This window comes from Cupriavidus sp. 05N39 (assembly GCF_056397325.1).
Map to the genome: position 1 here is coordinate 20,991 of NZ_JBFTNE010000077.1, position 14,557 is coordinate 35,547.

Below are 14,557 nucleotides of genomic sequence, written 5' to 3' on the forward strand. Positions count from 1 at the left end.
AAAGGGTGCGGCCAGCCGGCCTGCATGGCCCCAGGAACACCCGCCGCGCGGGGACCGGCCAGACCTGCCGCAAACTGCGTCAGTTGGCCGTTGGCGGGTTCGCGTCACTCGTCCAGGATTCGGCCCACCGGCACCTCCGGGCCGTGTTTGAGTGCATTTTTCGGATTTTTTGCCCTTTTTTCATCCTGGGCCCCTGATGGAACCTTCTGCCGGAGCGACGGCCCTACCGATCAATCCCAGCTCCATTCCCCTAGCCCCCTTTGCGATTTGCCCAGTGCCTTCGCCCCTGCCCAACCACCACCCGCTCCGCCCGCGCATCGCCTACCTGATCACGAACTCCGAGATCGGCGGGGCGCAGACGCACGTCGCCGATCTGCTTCAGGCGCTGCGCGACAGAACCGAGCCCGTGCTGCTGGCCGGGGGGGATGGCCCCCTGCTGGACATCGCACGGGCCGCCGGCGCCCGCACCGTACGCCTGTCTCTGCTTGACAATGCCCTGTCGCCGTTGCGCGCGCTGGCCACGCTGAGGCAACTGCTGGCGGCGCTGCGTGTCGCGCGGCCCGACCTGATCCACGCCCACAGCGCAAAGGCCGGCGCGCTGGGCCGGGTGGCCGGCTGGCTACTCGGCATCCCGGTGGTCTATACGGTGCACGGCTTCGCCTTCAAGGCCGCGGCCCCGATCCGCCAGCGCCTTGTCTCGCGCGTGATGGAATGGCTGCTGGCACCGCTGACGACCCGCCTGATCTGTGTAGCTCAGGCTGAACGGTCGCTGGCCGCGGCACTGCCAATTCCCGCCGCGCGGATCAGCGTGATCCGCAACGGCATTGCCGACAGCAGCGCGCACGCCACGCCCGGGGCGCCGCTGCGGCGCATCGTCATGGTGGCGCGCCTGGCCGCACCGAAGCGCGCCGACCTGCTGATCCGCGCCTTCGCGCGCGCCGCGCTGCCCGATTGCGAACTGGTGCTGGCCGGCGGAGGCCCCCAAATGGCCGCCTTGCGGACCCTCGCCGACACCATGGCACCAGGGCGCGTACGGTTTGCCGGCCCGGTCGCAGACGTTCCCGCCCTGCTGGCCTCGGCCCAGGCCTTCGCGCTCGCATCGGACCACGAAGGCTTCCCGTTGTCGATCCTGGAGGCCATGCGGGCCGGGCTGCCGGTCATCGCCAGCGACCTGCCGGGCGTCCGCGAGCAGCTCGACGACGGCGCCTGCGGCCTGCTGGTCGCCGGCAACGACGAACATGCGTGGTCAGGCGCGCTGGAACGCCTGGCAGGCGACACCGCCTTGCGCGAGAATCTGGGGCACGCTGCTCGGACCCGATGGGCGAGGGAGTTTGGCCTGGCGCCGATGGCCGAGGCGACCTGGGCGATCTACCTGCAAGCGCTGGCGGGCGGGCTCGCCGCCGCCCGTGCGGCGGCCTGCACTGGAGCAAGCGAACAATGAACAAGATACACATCGTCGGCCGCCCCGCCCAGCTGACCCGCGCCCAAGGCTCGGAAACCATCCGCCGCGCCAGCCGCATGCTGGCCTGGGCGCTGCTCGGCCTGCTCTTGTTCGGCCTCAATATCGTACTGGCCGAATTCGCGCATCACGCCGGACTTGTCACCTACGTCTTCACCCGCACGCTGCTGTGGTCGGCACTACCCTACCTGTTCTCCTTCGTGTTGCTGCACCGCTCGCTGCACCTGCCCGCCATGGAAGGCAACAGCCTCGTCGGACTGGCCGCCACCCTGCCCTTCGCCGCGCTGCTCTTCGCCTTTGCCGCCTTCCACCTCGAATATTCGCGCGGCGCGCTGCTGCTCAGCTACCTCACCACGCTTGGCTGGATCTGGTTCGGCTACCGGCACTTCGTGCGCAATTACGTACCGGTATTTGGCTACACCGATGCCGCCACGCTGACACAACTAGAGAAGATCCTCGCCATGCCAGGCGCGGCGCCCGCCAGCCCCACCCGCTTCCAGGCCATCAGCTCGCTCGAGGAAGCGGTGCATTGCGACGGCCTGATGCTGGACCGCAACGCCACCGCCGATCCCGAGCGCACCCGTGTGCTCGCCCAGTTCAAGCTCAGCCACGTGCGCATGTATTCGGTGGACCGGATCGGCGAGATGCTGACCGGCCGCGTCGGCCTGGCACACATCGACGAAAACTTCCTCGACGACTATGCCGCGCACTATTTCTATAGCTTCGCCAAGCGCCTGATCGATCTCGCCGCGGTGGTTTGCCTGGCGCCGCTCGCGCTGCCGTTGGGCGTGGCGGTGGCCATCGCGATCCGCCTCGAATCGCCCGGGCCCGCGCTGTTCCGCCAGGCGCGGGTGGGACTCTTCGGCAAATCCTTCACCATGTTCAAGTTCCGCAGCATGGGATTCGACGCCGCCGCGCCCGCGCAATTCGCCGCCCGCCGCGACCCGCGCGTCACCCGCGTAGGCCGCGTGATCCGCAAATACCGCCTCGACGAAATCCCTCAGCTATGGAACGTGCTGGCAGGCGATATGAGCCTGATCGGCCCGCGCCCCGAACAGGTACCCATGGTCAAGGAATTCGCCCATACCATCCCCTACTATCCCTACCGCCACCTGGTGCGGCCTGGCTTGTCGGGCTGGGCGCAGGTGCAGCAAGGCTACGTCGGCACGCATGAAGAAACGGTGACCAAGCTCAGTTACGACCTGTATTACGTGAAGCACTGTTCGTTTGCGCTGGACCTGCTGATCGCGGTAAAGACCCTGCGAACATTGTTGACGGGATACGGGGCTCGGTGAACACGCCATCGCTCTCCCAGGGCGCCACGGCCCCCATGCGCATCCTGTTGCTGAGCACCGGCCTGCAGCTTGGCGGCGCGGAGCAGCAAGTATCGGCGCTGGCGCGGCAATTTGTCGCACTGGGGCATGCCGTAGCGGTGGTCAGCCTGACACCGGGATGCGCGGTGGACCTGCCTGCCACGGTCAGACTGCTGGCGCTCGACATGCGCAAGACACCCCTTTCGATGGCTCGGGCATTTTGGCACCTGCGCAGTTTTGTGCGAGAGTGGCGTCCGGAAATCATTCACGCCCATATGGTGCACGCCAACCTGATCGCTCGGGTCCTTGCCGCAGTGTCGCCCTGCCCGCCCGTCATCTGTACCGCGCACAGCGCGCGCGAAGGCGGCAGGATGCGCATGCTCGCCTACCGGCTCACGGACCGCTGGGCGAGCCTCACTACGCATGTCAGCCCGGAAGGCCGTCTAGCGATGGTGAAATCGGGTGCCGTACCCGCCGCACGCATCACCGTGGTGCCGAATGGCATCGATACCACCCAGTTCCGCCCCGACCCGGTGGCGAGGAACATTGCGCGGACGGGACTTGGTTTGGATAACGACATGCGCCTGCTGATCAATGTCGGGCGTCTTGTACCTGAAAAGGCGCAGGGCGTATTGATCGACGCATTTGCCCTTTTCCGGGCCAGCACCGAGGTCAAGGCGCGCCTGCTTATCGTCGGCGAGGGGCCTGAACGCGCCGCCCTGGAGCAACGTATTCGCCAACAGGAGCTAACCGGCAGCGTCATGCTGGCGGGCACCCGCCGCGACGTCCCGGCTTTGCTCAACGCGGCCGACCTGTTCGTACTTTCCTCGGAAATCGAAGGCATGCCACTAGTTGTGGGCGAAGCGCTTGCCTGCGGGTGTCCGGTGGTCGCCACCGACGCCGCCGGCGTCGCGGCATTGCTCGGCGACAGCGGAACGATCGTGCCCAGGGGCGACGCCCCAGCTCTCGCCAGCGCTATCGGCCAAGCGATTGGAACCGGCCGCGGCGCGGCGGCCGAGCAGGCCACACGGCACGATCGCATCGTGTCGCGCTTCAGCCTCGAAGCCGTGGCCCGCCAGTGGCTGGCCTGCTACGCGGGCGTGGCCCGGATGGCCCCCGCGGCCTGTGCGGAGCCCGTCTGATGCAACGCAAGGTTGCCAGTAACCTTGTATGGATGCTGGTCGAACGGGGCCTGCAGGTGGGCGCCGGTATCGGCATCGTGGCCATGCTGGCTCGCGGGCTGGGGCCGGAGGGCTTTGCGCACTTCCAGTATGCGCAGGCCGTGGTCTACATTGCCTCATCGATTGCGCTGATCTGCGGTGGAGAAGTCGTTATCCCGCGTTTGGTGGCCAACCAGGATCCGCTTGCGCAGCATCGGCTGGTGATCCATGCATTCCGGCTGAGGCTGGCGGCCGGTGTACTCGGCTACCTGCTGATGTGCGCTTTCCTGGTCATCACCGGACAGACCGTCGAATTCTGGCTACCGGCGCTGATCATTGGCCTGGCCGTGGTGCTCCGAGAACCCTTCGGCATCGTCACGGCGTGGTTGCAGGCGCGTACGAGGACCCGGCCGAACACGCTATTCAACTTGGTCTCGCTGTCGGTAAAGGCCACTGTTGTGGGCCTGCTGTTTGCTTTAGGCATTAACTATGTGCCCGCCTACGCGCTGGCTTTTTCCCTAGAACCAGTCGTAGTGGCCATATTGCTGACCGCCTATTATTTGGCGCGCGCCCCACGCGCCCGCATCACTTACGACCCTGCCCTGGTCCGGGAGCTATTCAGCAACGGACTGCTGTTCTGGGCCAGCTTCATGCTGATGATGGGCTCACGCCGGATTGACCAGTTGCTGCTCAAGCCACTAGTTCCGCTCGGCGAGCTGGGCGCCTACGCGGCCGCCATGCAGATCCTCGACAACTTTGTCATGGTCGCCACCATCCTCTCGGCTGGCATCGCGCCCATCTACGTCTACGCGCAGCCCACGCTGGCCCAGGCGCGCCGCAACATCCTCAAGATCGCCGGCGGCATGATGGCCGTCGGCGTTGCCGGCGGCGTGCTGATCGCGCTGAGCGCGCACTGGATCATCCATCTGCTCTATGGCGCCGCCTTCGCCTCCGCGGCCAGCCTGCTGCAGCTCTCCGCGCTGGCTTCGACGCTGATCTTTGCCGATGTCGGACTGACCTTGCTGCCGATCTACCTGCGGCGTCCACGCCTGGTCGCGATCAAATGGGGCCTGGTGTTTGCCGTAACGATCGCCATCGACATTGTCGCGATCCCGCGTCTCGGCACGTACGGTGCCATCCTGAGCTACGCTGTCGCCAACCTGCTCTCCGTGCTGTTTGGCATCGTTATCTGGATGCGAAGCGCAAGAGCGCATCCAGCCACGCAAGAGGCGCGCGCATGACGAGCGTGCTGCCCCGTCTCTGCTTTCTCACCGGGACACTGAATGCGATGGCCGGCGCGGAGCGTATGACCGCCACCATCGCCAATGCGCTGGCCGAGCAAGGCTACGCGGTCAGCATCCTGAGCCTTTGGGACCACGCGAGCTGCTTCACCTTGCATCCGGATGTCAGCCATGAGGCCCTGTTTGCGCAACGTCCATCATTCAAACACGCATACGCCGCCACGGTGGCGGGCATACGGCGTCACGTCAGGACACAAAAGATAGATGTGCTCGTGCAGGTCGACACCATGCTCGCCCTCTTTGCCTTGCCGGCGACGCTTGGCCTGGGCGTACGCCACATTGCCTGGGAGCATTGCCACTTTGACGAAGACCTCGGAAAGCCGGCGCGCAGGCTTGCGCGTCGCCTGGCTGCGCGTTATTGCGAGGCCATCGTGGTGCTTACAAAACGGGATCGCGGCCGATGGATCGAAGCCTTGCGCCCCCGCAGCACAGTGGTCTGCATCCCGAACTCCCTGCCCTTTGCGATGCCCGCCCAACCCGTCCCCAGAAACACCAAGATCGTGCTTGCGGTAGGCAGGCTCGTCGTCGCCAAAGGTTTCGACGTTTTGCTACGGGCCTGGTCTGAGGTGACGCCGCTAGCGCCGGACTGGCGGCTGATGATTGTGGGCGAGGGTGAAGAGCGTGCGAGGCTGGAGGACCTGCGAAATCAGCTCGGGCTCGAGGACAGCGTCACACTGCCCGGCGTCTATGTGAATGTAACGACGGCTTACCAGCAAGCCTCGATTTTTTGCCTCAGTTCGCGTTATGAAGGCTTCGGACTAGTACTGATCGAGGCGATGGCATTCGGTTTGCCAATCGTGTCGACAGACTGCGAAACTGGCCCGCGGGAGTTGCTGGAGAACGGCCGGGATGCCGTGGTGGTGCCGGTAGATGAGCCAAGATCACTTTCTCAGGCAATTATGCGGCTGGTCAACGATCGGGACGAAGCGACGGCTCTCGGCAATGCGGCAAGGCAGAAAGCGCAGGCATATTCCCAGGAGCGACTTGCCCAGCGGTGGGGAGCCCTCCTTGGGCACTCCGCGGCACAAAGCAGAAGATAACAAATGGTATGGACGCCGCCTCTCGGACAGGAGGGGAAAACGGACTCCTGCGCCGACGGCATCGATGTGCCACAGTGGAAGCGTTGACCAACCATCTAAAGCGAGGAGTCCGCCATGGATATTACGAGATCGGCGTAGACTTGGCAAAGCGCGTGTTTGCCGTGCATGGAGTGGATGTGCGCGGTAATCCTGTCTTGCGCAAGACGTTGCGACGGGAACAGATGGTGCCGTTCTTTACGCGTCTACAGCCGTGCGTGGTGGCGATGGAAGCATGCGCCAGCGCACACTTTTGGGCGCGCAAGCTGGAATCCCTGGGGCACACGGTGAAGCTAATTGCGCCGCAATTTGTGAAGCCGTATGTCAAGGGCAACAAGCATGACGCTGCCGATGCGGCGGCTATTTGCGAAGCGGCAAGTCGGCCGAGCATGCGGTTCGTAGCGGTCAAGACTCCACGAGCCCAGACGGTCCTGGCACTGCACCGCTTCCGGGACGGGTTCGTCAAGACGCGGACCGTTGCGCAGCTTGCTGGCGGAATTTGGCTTGATTCTCCCGCAAGGGATGCAGGAGGTGAAAGGGATAATCGCCGACGAGAGGAACGAGCTACCGACCCTGATGCGCGCTCTCGCGCAACGACTGCTGTCGCATTTGCTGGAACTAGACCGGCAGGTGCAGGAGCTCGACAATCAGGTGCGGACGTTGTCCAGGCAATCGAGCGTATGCCGCCGACTGGAGAAGGTGCCGGGAATCGGACCGATTACGGCGACGGCACTGGAAGCGACGATAGGCAATAACATCACGACCTTCAAGAATGGTCGACAGTTGGCGGCCTTCCTGGGCTTGGTACCAAAGCAGCATTCCAGTGGTGGCAAGGAACGGCTGCAAGGCATCAGCAAACGAGGTGATGGCTATCTATGCCGATTGCTGGTGCAAGGTGCGCGAACGGTGTTGCATCACACGATGCGCAGGACGGAGCACAGTGGTTGGCTGGCACGGCTGGCGGTCCGACGAAACGCGAATGTCGCCTGTGTGGCCCAAGCCAACAAGACCGCGCGGATCGTCTGGGCGCTGCTGGCACATGGCAGGGAATTCCGCTCTGATTTCCCTGCCGTTACCGGCAGTCAAACCAGAGCGACTTGATCACGACAGGGAAGCAAGGCACATCACCAGGTTGCGCAGGTAAGGAACGAAGGATGGCAAACAGGTAAGACCGGGATGGCATCAACCCGATAAGAGCCATGAGCAACAAGCTCGGCAAACAAATAGGGCTGCCGTCAGCGAATTCCATAGAGGCCAGCGGTGAAAGCCGCAATCAAAGGCCGGATGTAAGTTCGCAATCTTTATTCTGTTTGAATCACACGTTCTCTACTTGGCAAACGGCGGCGTCCATGTAAGGGCTCTTGGACTGAAGTTCCGTTGTAGCAGGATTAAATAAGATGTGATATTTGGCCTTTATTCCGGCTTGATCGGTACCTAGGGTAGGGGTATAAAACGTCCAAAATTACTACGTAGCGCATCAACAAGCCCGCGATGGTGCTGCGCTTACCTCCCCCAACTTCCATGACACATCGGACACCCAATTCGAGAGCGACCTGCCACGATCRCGCCTCTCGCCAATGCAGACTGTCCAAAGCCACCCGCGATCAGACCTATCGCGGCGACGGCCGCCTGCGGTCGCGCGCTCGCGCCCAATATGCCTAGCTTCTAATATTCAAACTAGTGGCGCTCAGCCTCACAAGATCAGACCTGTCACCAAAGAAAATGAATGAAACGTCAGCAGTCAAAAAGATCATCCCGCTCAACATAAAATTCGCGACGGCGCAAGTCGCTACCGAGGAGAGTCTCGTGTCGAAATTCATGACAACAAACAGCGATTAACCGGGGATGCCAAGGACCTGCTGGAAGCCTACGCGACCGGATCTCGGGATGCAGTTCGGAGCTTTAACACCGTTGTAAATAACTTAAAAACATCAGATCGAAAGGCCATCGTCGTCATGTTCGGCGATCACTTACCATTCCTGGGGGATAGGTTTCTCGTTTACACACAGTCCGGACTTATCAAAAGCCCTGACCAAAAGGAATGGTCGCATGCCGAACGAGAAGCCATGCATGCCGTTCCCGTCGTGATGTGGACGAATCTGCCAAGAAAGGTCAGCCTCCCGAAAATCATCAGCCCAATCTTTCTTGGCTCAATCGTGAAGCGAGCCAGCGGGCTTGATGAGAATAAGCTGGACAAACTGCTTAACCGTATTCAAAACATAAATCCAATAATCAGCCAATTTTACAGCAAGACTATTAATGGAACCGTAGCCGAAGGACCACCGCAGACCGGCGAACTGTTCTCGCTATACGAGATGATCGAATACGACCAGCTATTCGGAAGGAAATATGCAACGCAGTTGATCTCCAGGGTGAAGACCACTCAATAGCAACCGAATATTTGACCTTAAAAATTACCCAGGTGGGGGCAAGCGCGGTCCTTGAGGATCCCGCGGGTCTGGCTCACCACCACGCGGATCCTGGCCTGCGTATCCGACACATCAATGAGGAGCGAAAGGCACAGAAATGGACCCGACTGAGGGTTGGGGCGCGGCCTAGTGCAACTGGCGTAAGGCACTTGCCACCGGTCGGCTTCCATGTGGAAGTAGCGGGTCGGAACAGGGAAATGCATAGCTGCGGACAGGTGCTGTCGTCGTGCGACAACGATGCGAGCTTACGCGGGCACATGCCGTCAGCAGCGTACGAGGCGCACTCAAAACTTCAGCACGAAGTGGCCTGCATTACCCGAGCGCTACTTCGCACATAATCATCTGGACAACCGGGACAGATCCGATTAATCTGCAGCAATATGCCACTGACCTAGCGCCCTTTACTCCCTCTGCCAAGAGAAATCACGGCAACAACTGTGATTCGTGGAAATTGCCCGGCACCACCCTCCGCCCAATGGCTATTCCCTCCGGGGCATCCAAGTGGCTACCAAACAAGTCTGATTGCGAACAAGGAATGGAGATGCCGCATATGGCACCAGAAAACAATGCTCCGCATAATTTTCAGTGCAATATTTGCAACGCAAATAATATAGTCCCCCCGGAAAAACTGACGCGTGAAGAACCGACTTGCACCTGCGGCTCTACCGTAAGAATGCGATCAATCATCCATGCGCTAACCATGGAATTATTTGGCAAAAGCCTGAACATCTCCGATATCGATCCACCGCGCCCGGACATCGTTGGCATTGGAATGAGCTGCTGGGATGGCTATGCAATACCCTTGGCGCATCGAGTTGCATATAAAAATACTTATTATCACCAAGAACCGTTTCTTGATATTACAAACATCGACCCCGCCATGGAGGGTTCGCTAGACTTCATTATATCAACCGACGTTTATGAGCACGTTGCACCGCCAGTTTCCATTGCTTTCGAAAATACGCTACGCCTGCTAAAACCAAACGGCGTCTTCATCTTCACTGTGCCGTATTTCCACACCGGAGAGAAACGAGTCCAGACCACTGAACACTTTCCCGATCTGCACAACTATGATCTTCAGGAAAGCGAGAACGGATACCGCCTCGTCAACACCACGCGCAAGGGAGAAACGCAGATATATGAAGACCTCGTATTCCATGGTGGTCCAGGAACAACACTGGAGATGCGGGTCTTTTCTGAATGGTCCGTCTTACGCGAGCTGAAGAGGGCTGGCTTCAATGATCTAACGATATATGGAGCCCCAGAGCCAAAGCATGGGATTCTTTGGCCACTGAAGCACTCCATGCCAATTGCCGCAAGGGTGAAGAGGGATAAGAAATTCTGGCAATTTGGCGCGCAAATCAAGCATCGATAGCCCTGGTCGGCTGCGGGCTGTCTTGCCTCACCAGCCAGGCAAACTCAAAACAGCTTCAAAAACCCAGGGTCAAACCTGATCCTCATTTTTGTCGCTGTTCTGGTGAATTTCCCTAATGATATAGGTGGGCCGCCGCTTTGACTCCATATATATTCGTCCCACATACTCCCCCAACATCCCTATGCCGATAAGCTGGACACTACCAAAAAACAGGACAGCAACCAGTAACGAAGCATAGCCGGGAACATCCACCCCGCGAATCAGTGTCCGAAAGACAATATACGCCGCATACAGGGAAGTGACTAGGGCACCAACACCTCCCACGTAGGTCCAAAGCTTGAGCGGTGCAGCACTGAAACTTGTAATACCCTCGAGCGCAAAATTCCAAAGTTTCCATCCGGAAAACTTGGTGCTTCCCATCACCCTTGGATTGCGAGTGTAGTCGATCGTGGTGGTCCGGAATCCCACCCAGGCAAAGAGTCCCTTCATAAAGCGTTGCTGCTCCGGCAACTTCCGAAGTGCATCAACGGCAATCCGATCCATCAACCGAAAATCCCCCACATTCTCGGGAATCTTGATGTGGGAAAGCTTGTTGTGAGCCTGGTAGAACAGTTCGGCAGTTTTACGCTTGAGGAATGAATCCGAACTCCGGTCCACTCGTCTCGCGAGGACAACTTCGCTCCCACGCTGCCATTCCGCTATCAATGCCGGAATAAGCTCGGGGGGATCCTGCAAATCCGCGTCGATGGGTATCACAGCATGGCCCCGCGCGGCATCAATGCCGGCAGTCAGCGCCGCTTCCTTGCCGAAGTTCCGCGACAGCTCCAGCACTCGGTAACGAGAATCACGCCTTGCCAAGGCAACCAACCGCCTCAGCGTATCGTCCTGGCTACCGTCATCGATGCATACCACCTCGAAGTCGAGTTTCGCAACTTGCGCCAGGACCGGACTCATCTTCTCGTAAAAATTGTCCACGCCCCCGCCCTCGTTATAGAACGGGACAATTATTGAAATCAGCTTTTTTTGATCACCCATAAACTAGAAACGCGCCTTATCGGCACAAAGAATATCTTTCGAATTCGCCGAGGCGAGCAGCTTCCCGGTCGCCCCGTCCATCAGAAGAAAGAGCGTCCGCCCGGAGATCCAACGGCCCGTATCTTTCTGGCCACGTGCGTCCGCTCCGGCATGCCAAAGAGCGGGATCGCCACTCTCGGGAAGGAGCCATATCTGCACCCAGCCAACGCTTGCGGAATCAACCAGCCAGCTCGCCCGAAACGCTACGGGCTCCTTCGACTCACACGAATAGGGCTGCAGCGGCACCAGCTGTATGCTGGCGCCGGGGACGGATCGATCAACAGCTGAAGCAATCAACGCCATGCCAGGTACGCGACCCAAGTGGGGATGCATGCGCTGCTTTGCACTCCACGTGACCAAGACGAACAGGAGGCAAAACGCCCCAAGGATAACGTAACCAAGCCTGCTTTTAGTCATTGCGCACCATGCTGGAAGCGCAGCCAGCCCGGCCAAAGCTGCTGTCGCGCATAATCTCTCGTGTTCGCCAGGGTAGGCCGCACCGTCACCGCGCCCGATTGCACAGCCCAGAGGGTCACATCGGTTATCTGTAACACCGGAACCGCTCCTAATGTCTTGAAGGCGGCGCTGAGTGCCTGGCTCTCTGGCGCTCCCTTGCTGATCACGTACCCAATGCCGGCGTAGTTGATCAGTCGCACCCAAAGCTCACCGCGCGTGTCCTCATTAGCCTTATTCACCGCATCCAGCATTGTCGGGTCGTACCAGATCGGTGAAATTGCCTTCCCGGAAAACGCGGTCATGTAGGGACGACCGGGTTCGGCCAGCAATACGCCGCCACCATTGCCATGGTACCGCAGGTATCTGGCCATTTCCTTCTCCGGTGCGAATTCGACATCGATACGCTTGGCCTGCTGCTTAAAACTGAACAAATCCCAAAACAAGCTATTCTGATAGCGATAAAAAGAATTAGGATAAAATCCCAGGTTGGCAATAATCAGCACCCCGAGAACCAAGACCAGCTCACGCTGCCGCCTCAGGAAGAAATAGCACCCCGCCACCGACAAGGGAATAATCAATGTCAATGCCGGAAACACATACCGGAGATACTGGATACTATAAAGCGTGCCCAGCATGGAAATGCCAATCACCACGATCGCGGGTGCGGCGCGCCTGGTATTGAGCGCCAGAAGGCATCCTCCCAGCAACCCGAGAAATAGAAAGCCAGCGCTCCCGTCATACGATTCCATATAACGATCGGTATCGAAAGTCAGTTGCCAAGGCAGCGACCATGTCAGGCCTGCGTGCCAATGCGCATCATTGAAACGATGGATCGAGTAGTATGGCGACCGGAAGATGTCGTTAAATATAGGAAGTACCGGATTGCCGGTAATGAGAGCAGCATAGAAATAGCTCGACCCCGTGATCAGCAAAACAATCGGAAGGAACTTCACGAAGACCATCAGTTCCCTGCCGATACGGCGCCCCCAAAGAGCCCAGACGGCAACTGGCAAGACCAGCAACACCTGCGTCGCCTTGACTGCCAGCAATCCCGCGCAAATCAGAATCACGGGAGCAAGCGGCAGTGAATTCCCCTTCCTCTTTGTATGGAGAACCACCGAGATCACCGCAGCCGATAGTGCCGTCAGTACGATTTCAACCTGCATGCCTCCCAGCAATGCAAGCACAAGCGGTTGGCTCGCAAAGGCTGCCGCCACCAGCCATCTAAGCGCTCGCGGCAATTCGAGGCTGCGGCAAATATCCCATAGAAAATACGCCCCTAGCGCGTACCAGATACCATTCACTGGACCACGTGCGTCCGACCCCGCCAGGACTCCGACAATCGCCTGGAGCACATCGGGAGTCCAGGGCGTCATCGCCCACACCTGGGACGCCGCATCCAGGCGATAGTATCCGAGCTCGCGCAACTGGAACGGAATTGCCAGATGGCCCGCCAAATCGTCAAACTGTACGGTAGGAACCCACAGCGCCATAGAGCCCAGCAGCAACACAGTGGCACAGAAGAAGGCCGCCCGCGGCTCACTGCGTACCGCCTCCCGCCACCCTGCTACGAGCCGGCGTACCGCCTCGCGGATAACCTGGAACCGGAATACCCAGATACTCCCAAACAGCAATCCGTAGACCAGTTGATCGTGAATCGGATATGGCAGCAGCCATCCGAGTACGCCAGAAATCAGCAGCATGCCGACGACGAGCGCCAGCGCCCAGCGTCGGTAACCCATGCCGGAAACAAAGGGCATACCAATCCCGACAGCGGCACCGGCAAAAATGATGGCGGCAGCCACGGGGGCTGTTCCCGCATGGCGCCATAGCAGGACTGCCCCAAGGATAGCCAGCGTCGTACTTGCCGACCAGCGAACAACGAAGACGCCGACCAATGCCACCGCGGCTAGAATGGCGGCAATAAGCGCCAGCTCCGAAACACGCTCTCCCGGAACCGTCTCCCAAATTCTGGTCGCGAACAAGCCGCCACCAACCGATACGCAACCAATAAAAAGCAGCGCGCGGGCGGCCCATGTGAATGCGCACCCAAATCTATTTGTCRGCACAAAAAAAGCCCATATTATTCAGTTTCAGAGTGTGGCATGTTGACTGACATTCTTTATCGCCATCGGCACTCCCTATTAGTGAGCTTGCTGGTCGATATCACGCAAAAAGGCACGCATTTCCGTCTCGAACGCACCCCATGTCAGCCAGCCGCGACGCTCATAAAGGAGCGCACCTTCATGTGGACGCCGCCAAATTCGCGTTTCGTCTGCCCTTTGCAAACTATAGGCACCGCCGACCATGAGTTTCGGCAAAACGAAAGGTAGCAAGCCCACCCAGGTCTTCCATTGCGAAGGATAAAAGGTGGCACAAAACCCCACGTATCGAAATCGCTCACGCCATGGAATGTGCAAGTAGCTGACTGGGCCATTCTCGCCCAAAGCATGCAGGACGCGAAAGAATGGCTGCGGGACTGAGAAGGCATTGTAAAGAGGAAACTGCAGAATCTGTTTTACGCCCATGACGCGCGCCAGATGCACGCCAAGCACATAGACCGCGTCGTGGTCAGGATGTCCACCTTCCCACGCCGGAAAACAAATGGCGTCAATGCCCGGGTGTGCCTGGCAGAAGTCCACGCACGCATCCCAGGCCCGACGCAGATGGCGATACAAGCCGCCGTCCGGCAGGCGCTGTGCTGCGCCCACGAAATGCAGGTCGCGCGCCGACACGCCCAGCGCGGCCAGCACGCGCCGGCTTTCCGCCGAGCGCCGAGACGAGACCGCCTCGCTAGCGCCGCCATCCGTTAGATACACGACTCTCGCCCGGCCTCCGCCCGCCACAACCCGGCGGATCAACTCAAAGCAGCCAAACTCGTCATCGGGATGCGCAAGCAGAAACAGCATCTCTT

General features: G+C 59.8%; 11 protein-coding genes and 1 pseudogene. 8 read left to right on the top strand and 4 right to left on the bottom strand.

What is annotated here, in order from left to right; translation table 11 throughout:
* Positions 1–274: 274 nt before the first annotated feature.
* The 8 genes and pseudogenes from AC1DN0_RS29605 (at position 275) to AC1DN0_RS29640 (ending at position 10,113) form a co-directional block, all read left to right on the top strand.
* Entirely contained in the window at positions 275–1,441 is a 1,167-nt protein-coding gene (locus AC1DN0_RS29605) for a glycosyltransferase family 4 protein (RefSeq protein WP_477111254.1), read from the top strand.
* Positions 1,438–2,754 (top strand): exopolysaccharide biosynthesis polyprenyl glycosylphosphotransferase, encoded by a 1,317-nt coding sequence (locus AC1DN0_RS29610; RefSeq protein WP_477111255.1) that lies wholly within the window; start codon positions 1,438–1,440, stop codon positions 2,752–2,754. Before AC1DN0_RS29605 ends, AC1DN0_RS29610 begins: the two co-directional genes overlap by 4 nt.
* Before the next feature lie 35 nt (positions 2,755–2,789).
* A complete protein-coding gene (locus tag AC1DN0_RS29615; RefSeq protein WP_477111256.1) occupies positions 2,790–3,914 on the top strand; it encodes a glycosyltransferase in 1,125 nt (374 codons plus the stop codon).
* Complete coding sequence (locus AC1DN0_RS29620) at positions 3,914–5,173, top strand: lipopolysaccharide biosynthesis protein (RefSeq protein ID WP_477111257.1); 1,260 nt, start codon at positions 3,914–3,916, stop codon at positions 5,171–5,173. The genes AC1DN0_RS29615 and AC1DN0_RS29620 overlap by 1 nt, the downstream gene beginning before the upstream one ends.
* The gene (locus AC1DN0_RS29625) at positions 5,170–6,273 is read left to right on the top strand and encodes a glycosyltransferase family 4 protein (protein ID WP_477111258.1); all 1,104 of its coding nucleotides are present in this window, start codon (positions 5,170–5,172) and stop codon (positions 6,271–6,273) included. The genes AC1DN0_RS29620 and AC1DN0_RS29625 overlap by 4 nt, the downstream gene beginning before the upstream one ends.
* Positions 6,274–6,401: 128 nt before the next feature.
* Positions 6,402–7,410 (top strand): annotated as a pseudogene (locus AC1DN0_RS29630) (IS110 family RNA-guided transposase).
* 854 nt (positions 7,411–8,264) lie between these two features.
* Complete coding sequence (locus tag AC1DN0_RS29635; RefSeq protein ID WP_477111259.1) at positions 8,265–8,699, top strand: hypothetical protein; 435 nt, start codon at positions 8,265–8,267, stop codon at positions 8,697–8,699.
* Positions 8,700–9,288: 589 nt separating this feature from the next.
* Positions 9,289–10,113, top strand: coding sequence for a class I SAM-dependent methyltransferase (locus tag AC1DN0_RS29640; RefSeq protein ID WP_477111260.1), 825 nt, complete (start codon positions 9,289–9,291; stop codon positions 10,111–10,113).
* A 69-nt stretch (positions 10,114–10,182) separates the two neighbouring features.
* Here AC1DN0_RS29640 and AC1DN0_RS29645 read toward each other — a convergent pair whose 3' ends face one another.
* The 4 genes from AC1DN0_RS29645 to AC1DN0_RS29660 all read right to left on the bottom strand — a co-directional run.
* Positions 10,183–11,148, bottom strand: a complete 966-nt coding sequence (locus AC1DN0_RS29645) for a glycosyltransferase family 2 protein (protein WP_477111261.1) — start codon at positions 11,146–11,148, stop codon at positions 10,183–10,185.
* A 3-nt stretch (positions 11,149–11,151) separates the two neighbouring features.
* The gene (locus AC1DN0_RS29650) at positions 11,152–11,490 is read right to left on the bottom strand and encodes a hypothetical protein (protein WP_477111262.1); all 339 of its coding nucleotides are present in this window, start codon (positions 11,488–11,490) and stop codon (positions 11,152–11,154) included.
* A gap of 110 nt (positions 11,491–11,600) precedes the next feature.
* Complete coding sequence (locus AC1DN0_RS29655; protein WP_477111263.1) at positions 11,601–13,628, bottom strand: hypothetical protein; 2,028 nt, start codon at positions 13,626–13,628, stop codon at positions 11,601–11,603.
* Positions 13,629–13,787: 159 nt separating this feature from the next.
* A partial coding sequence (locus tag AC1DN0_RS29660) for a PIG-L deacetylase family protein (RefSeq protein WP_477146213.1) occupies positions 13,788–14,557 on the bottom strand: 770 nt, incomplete at its 5' end.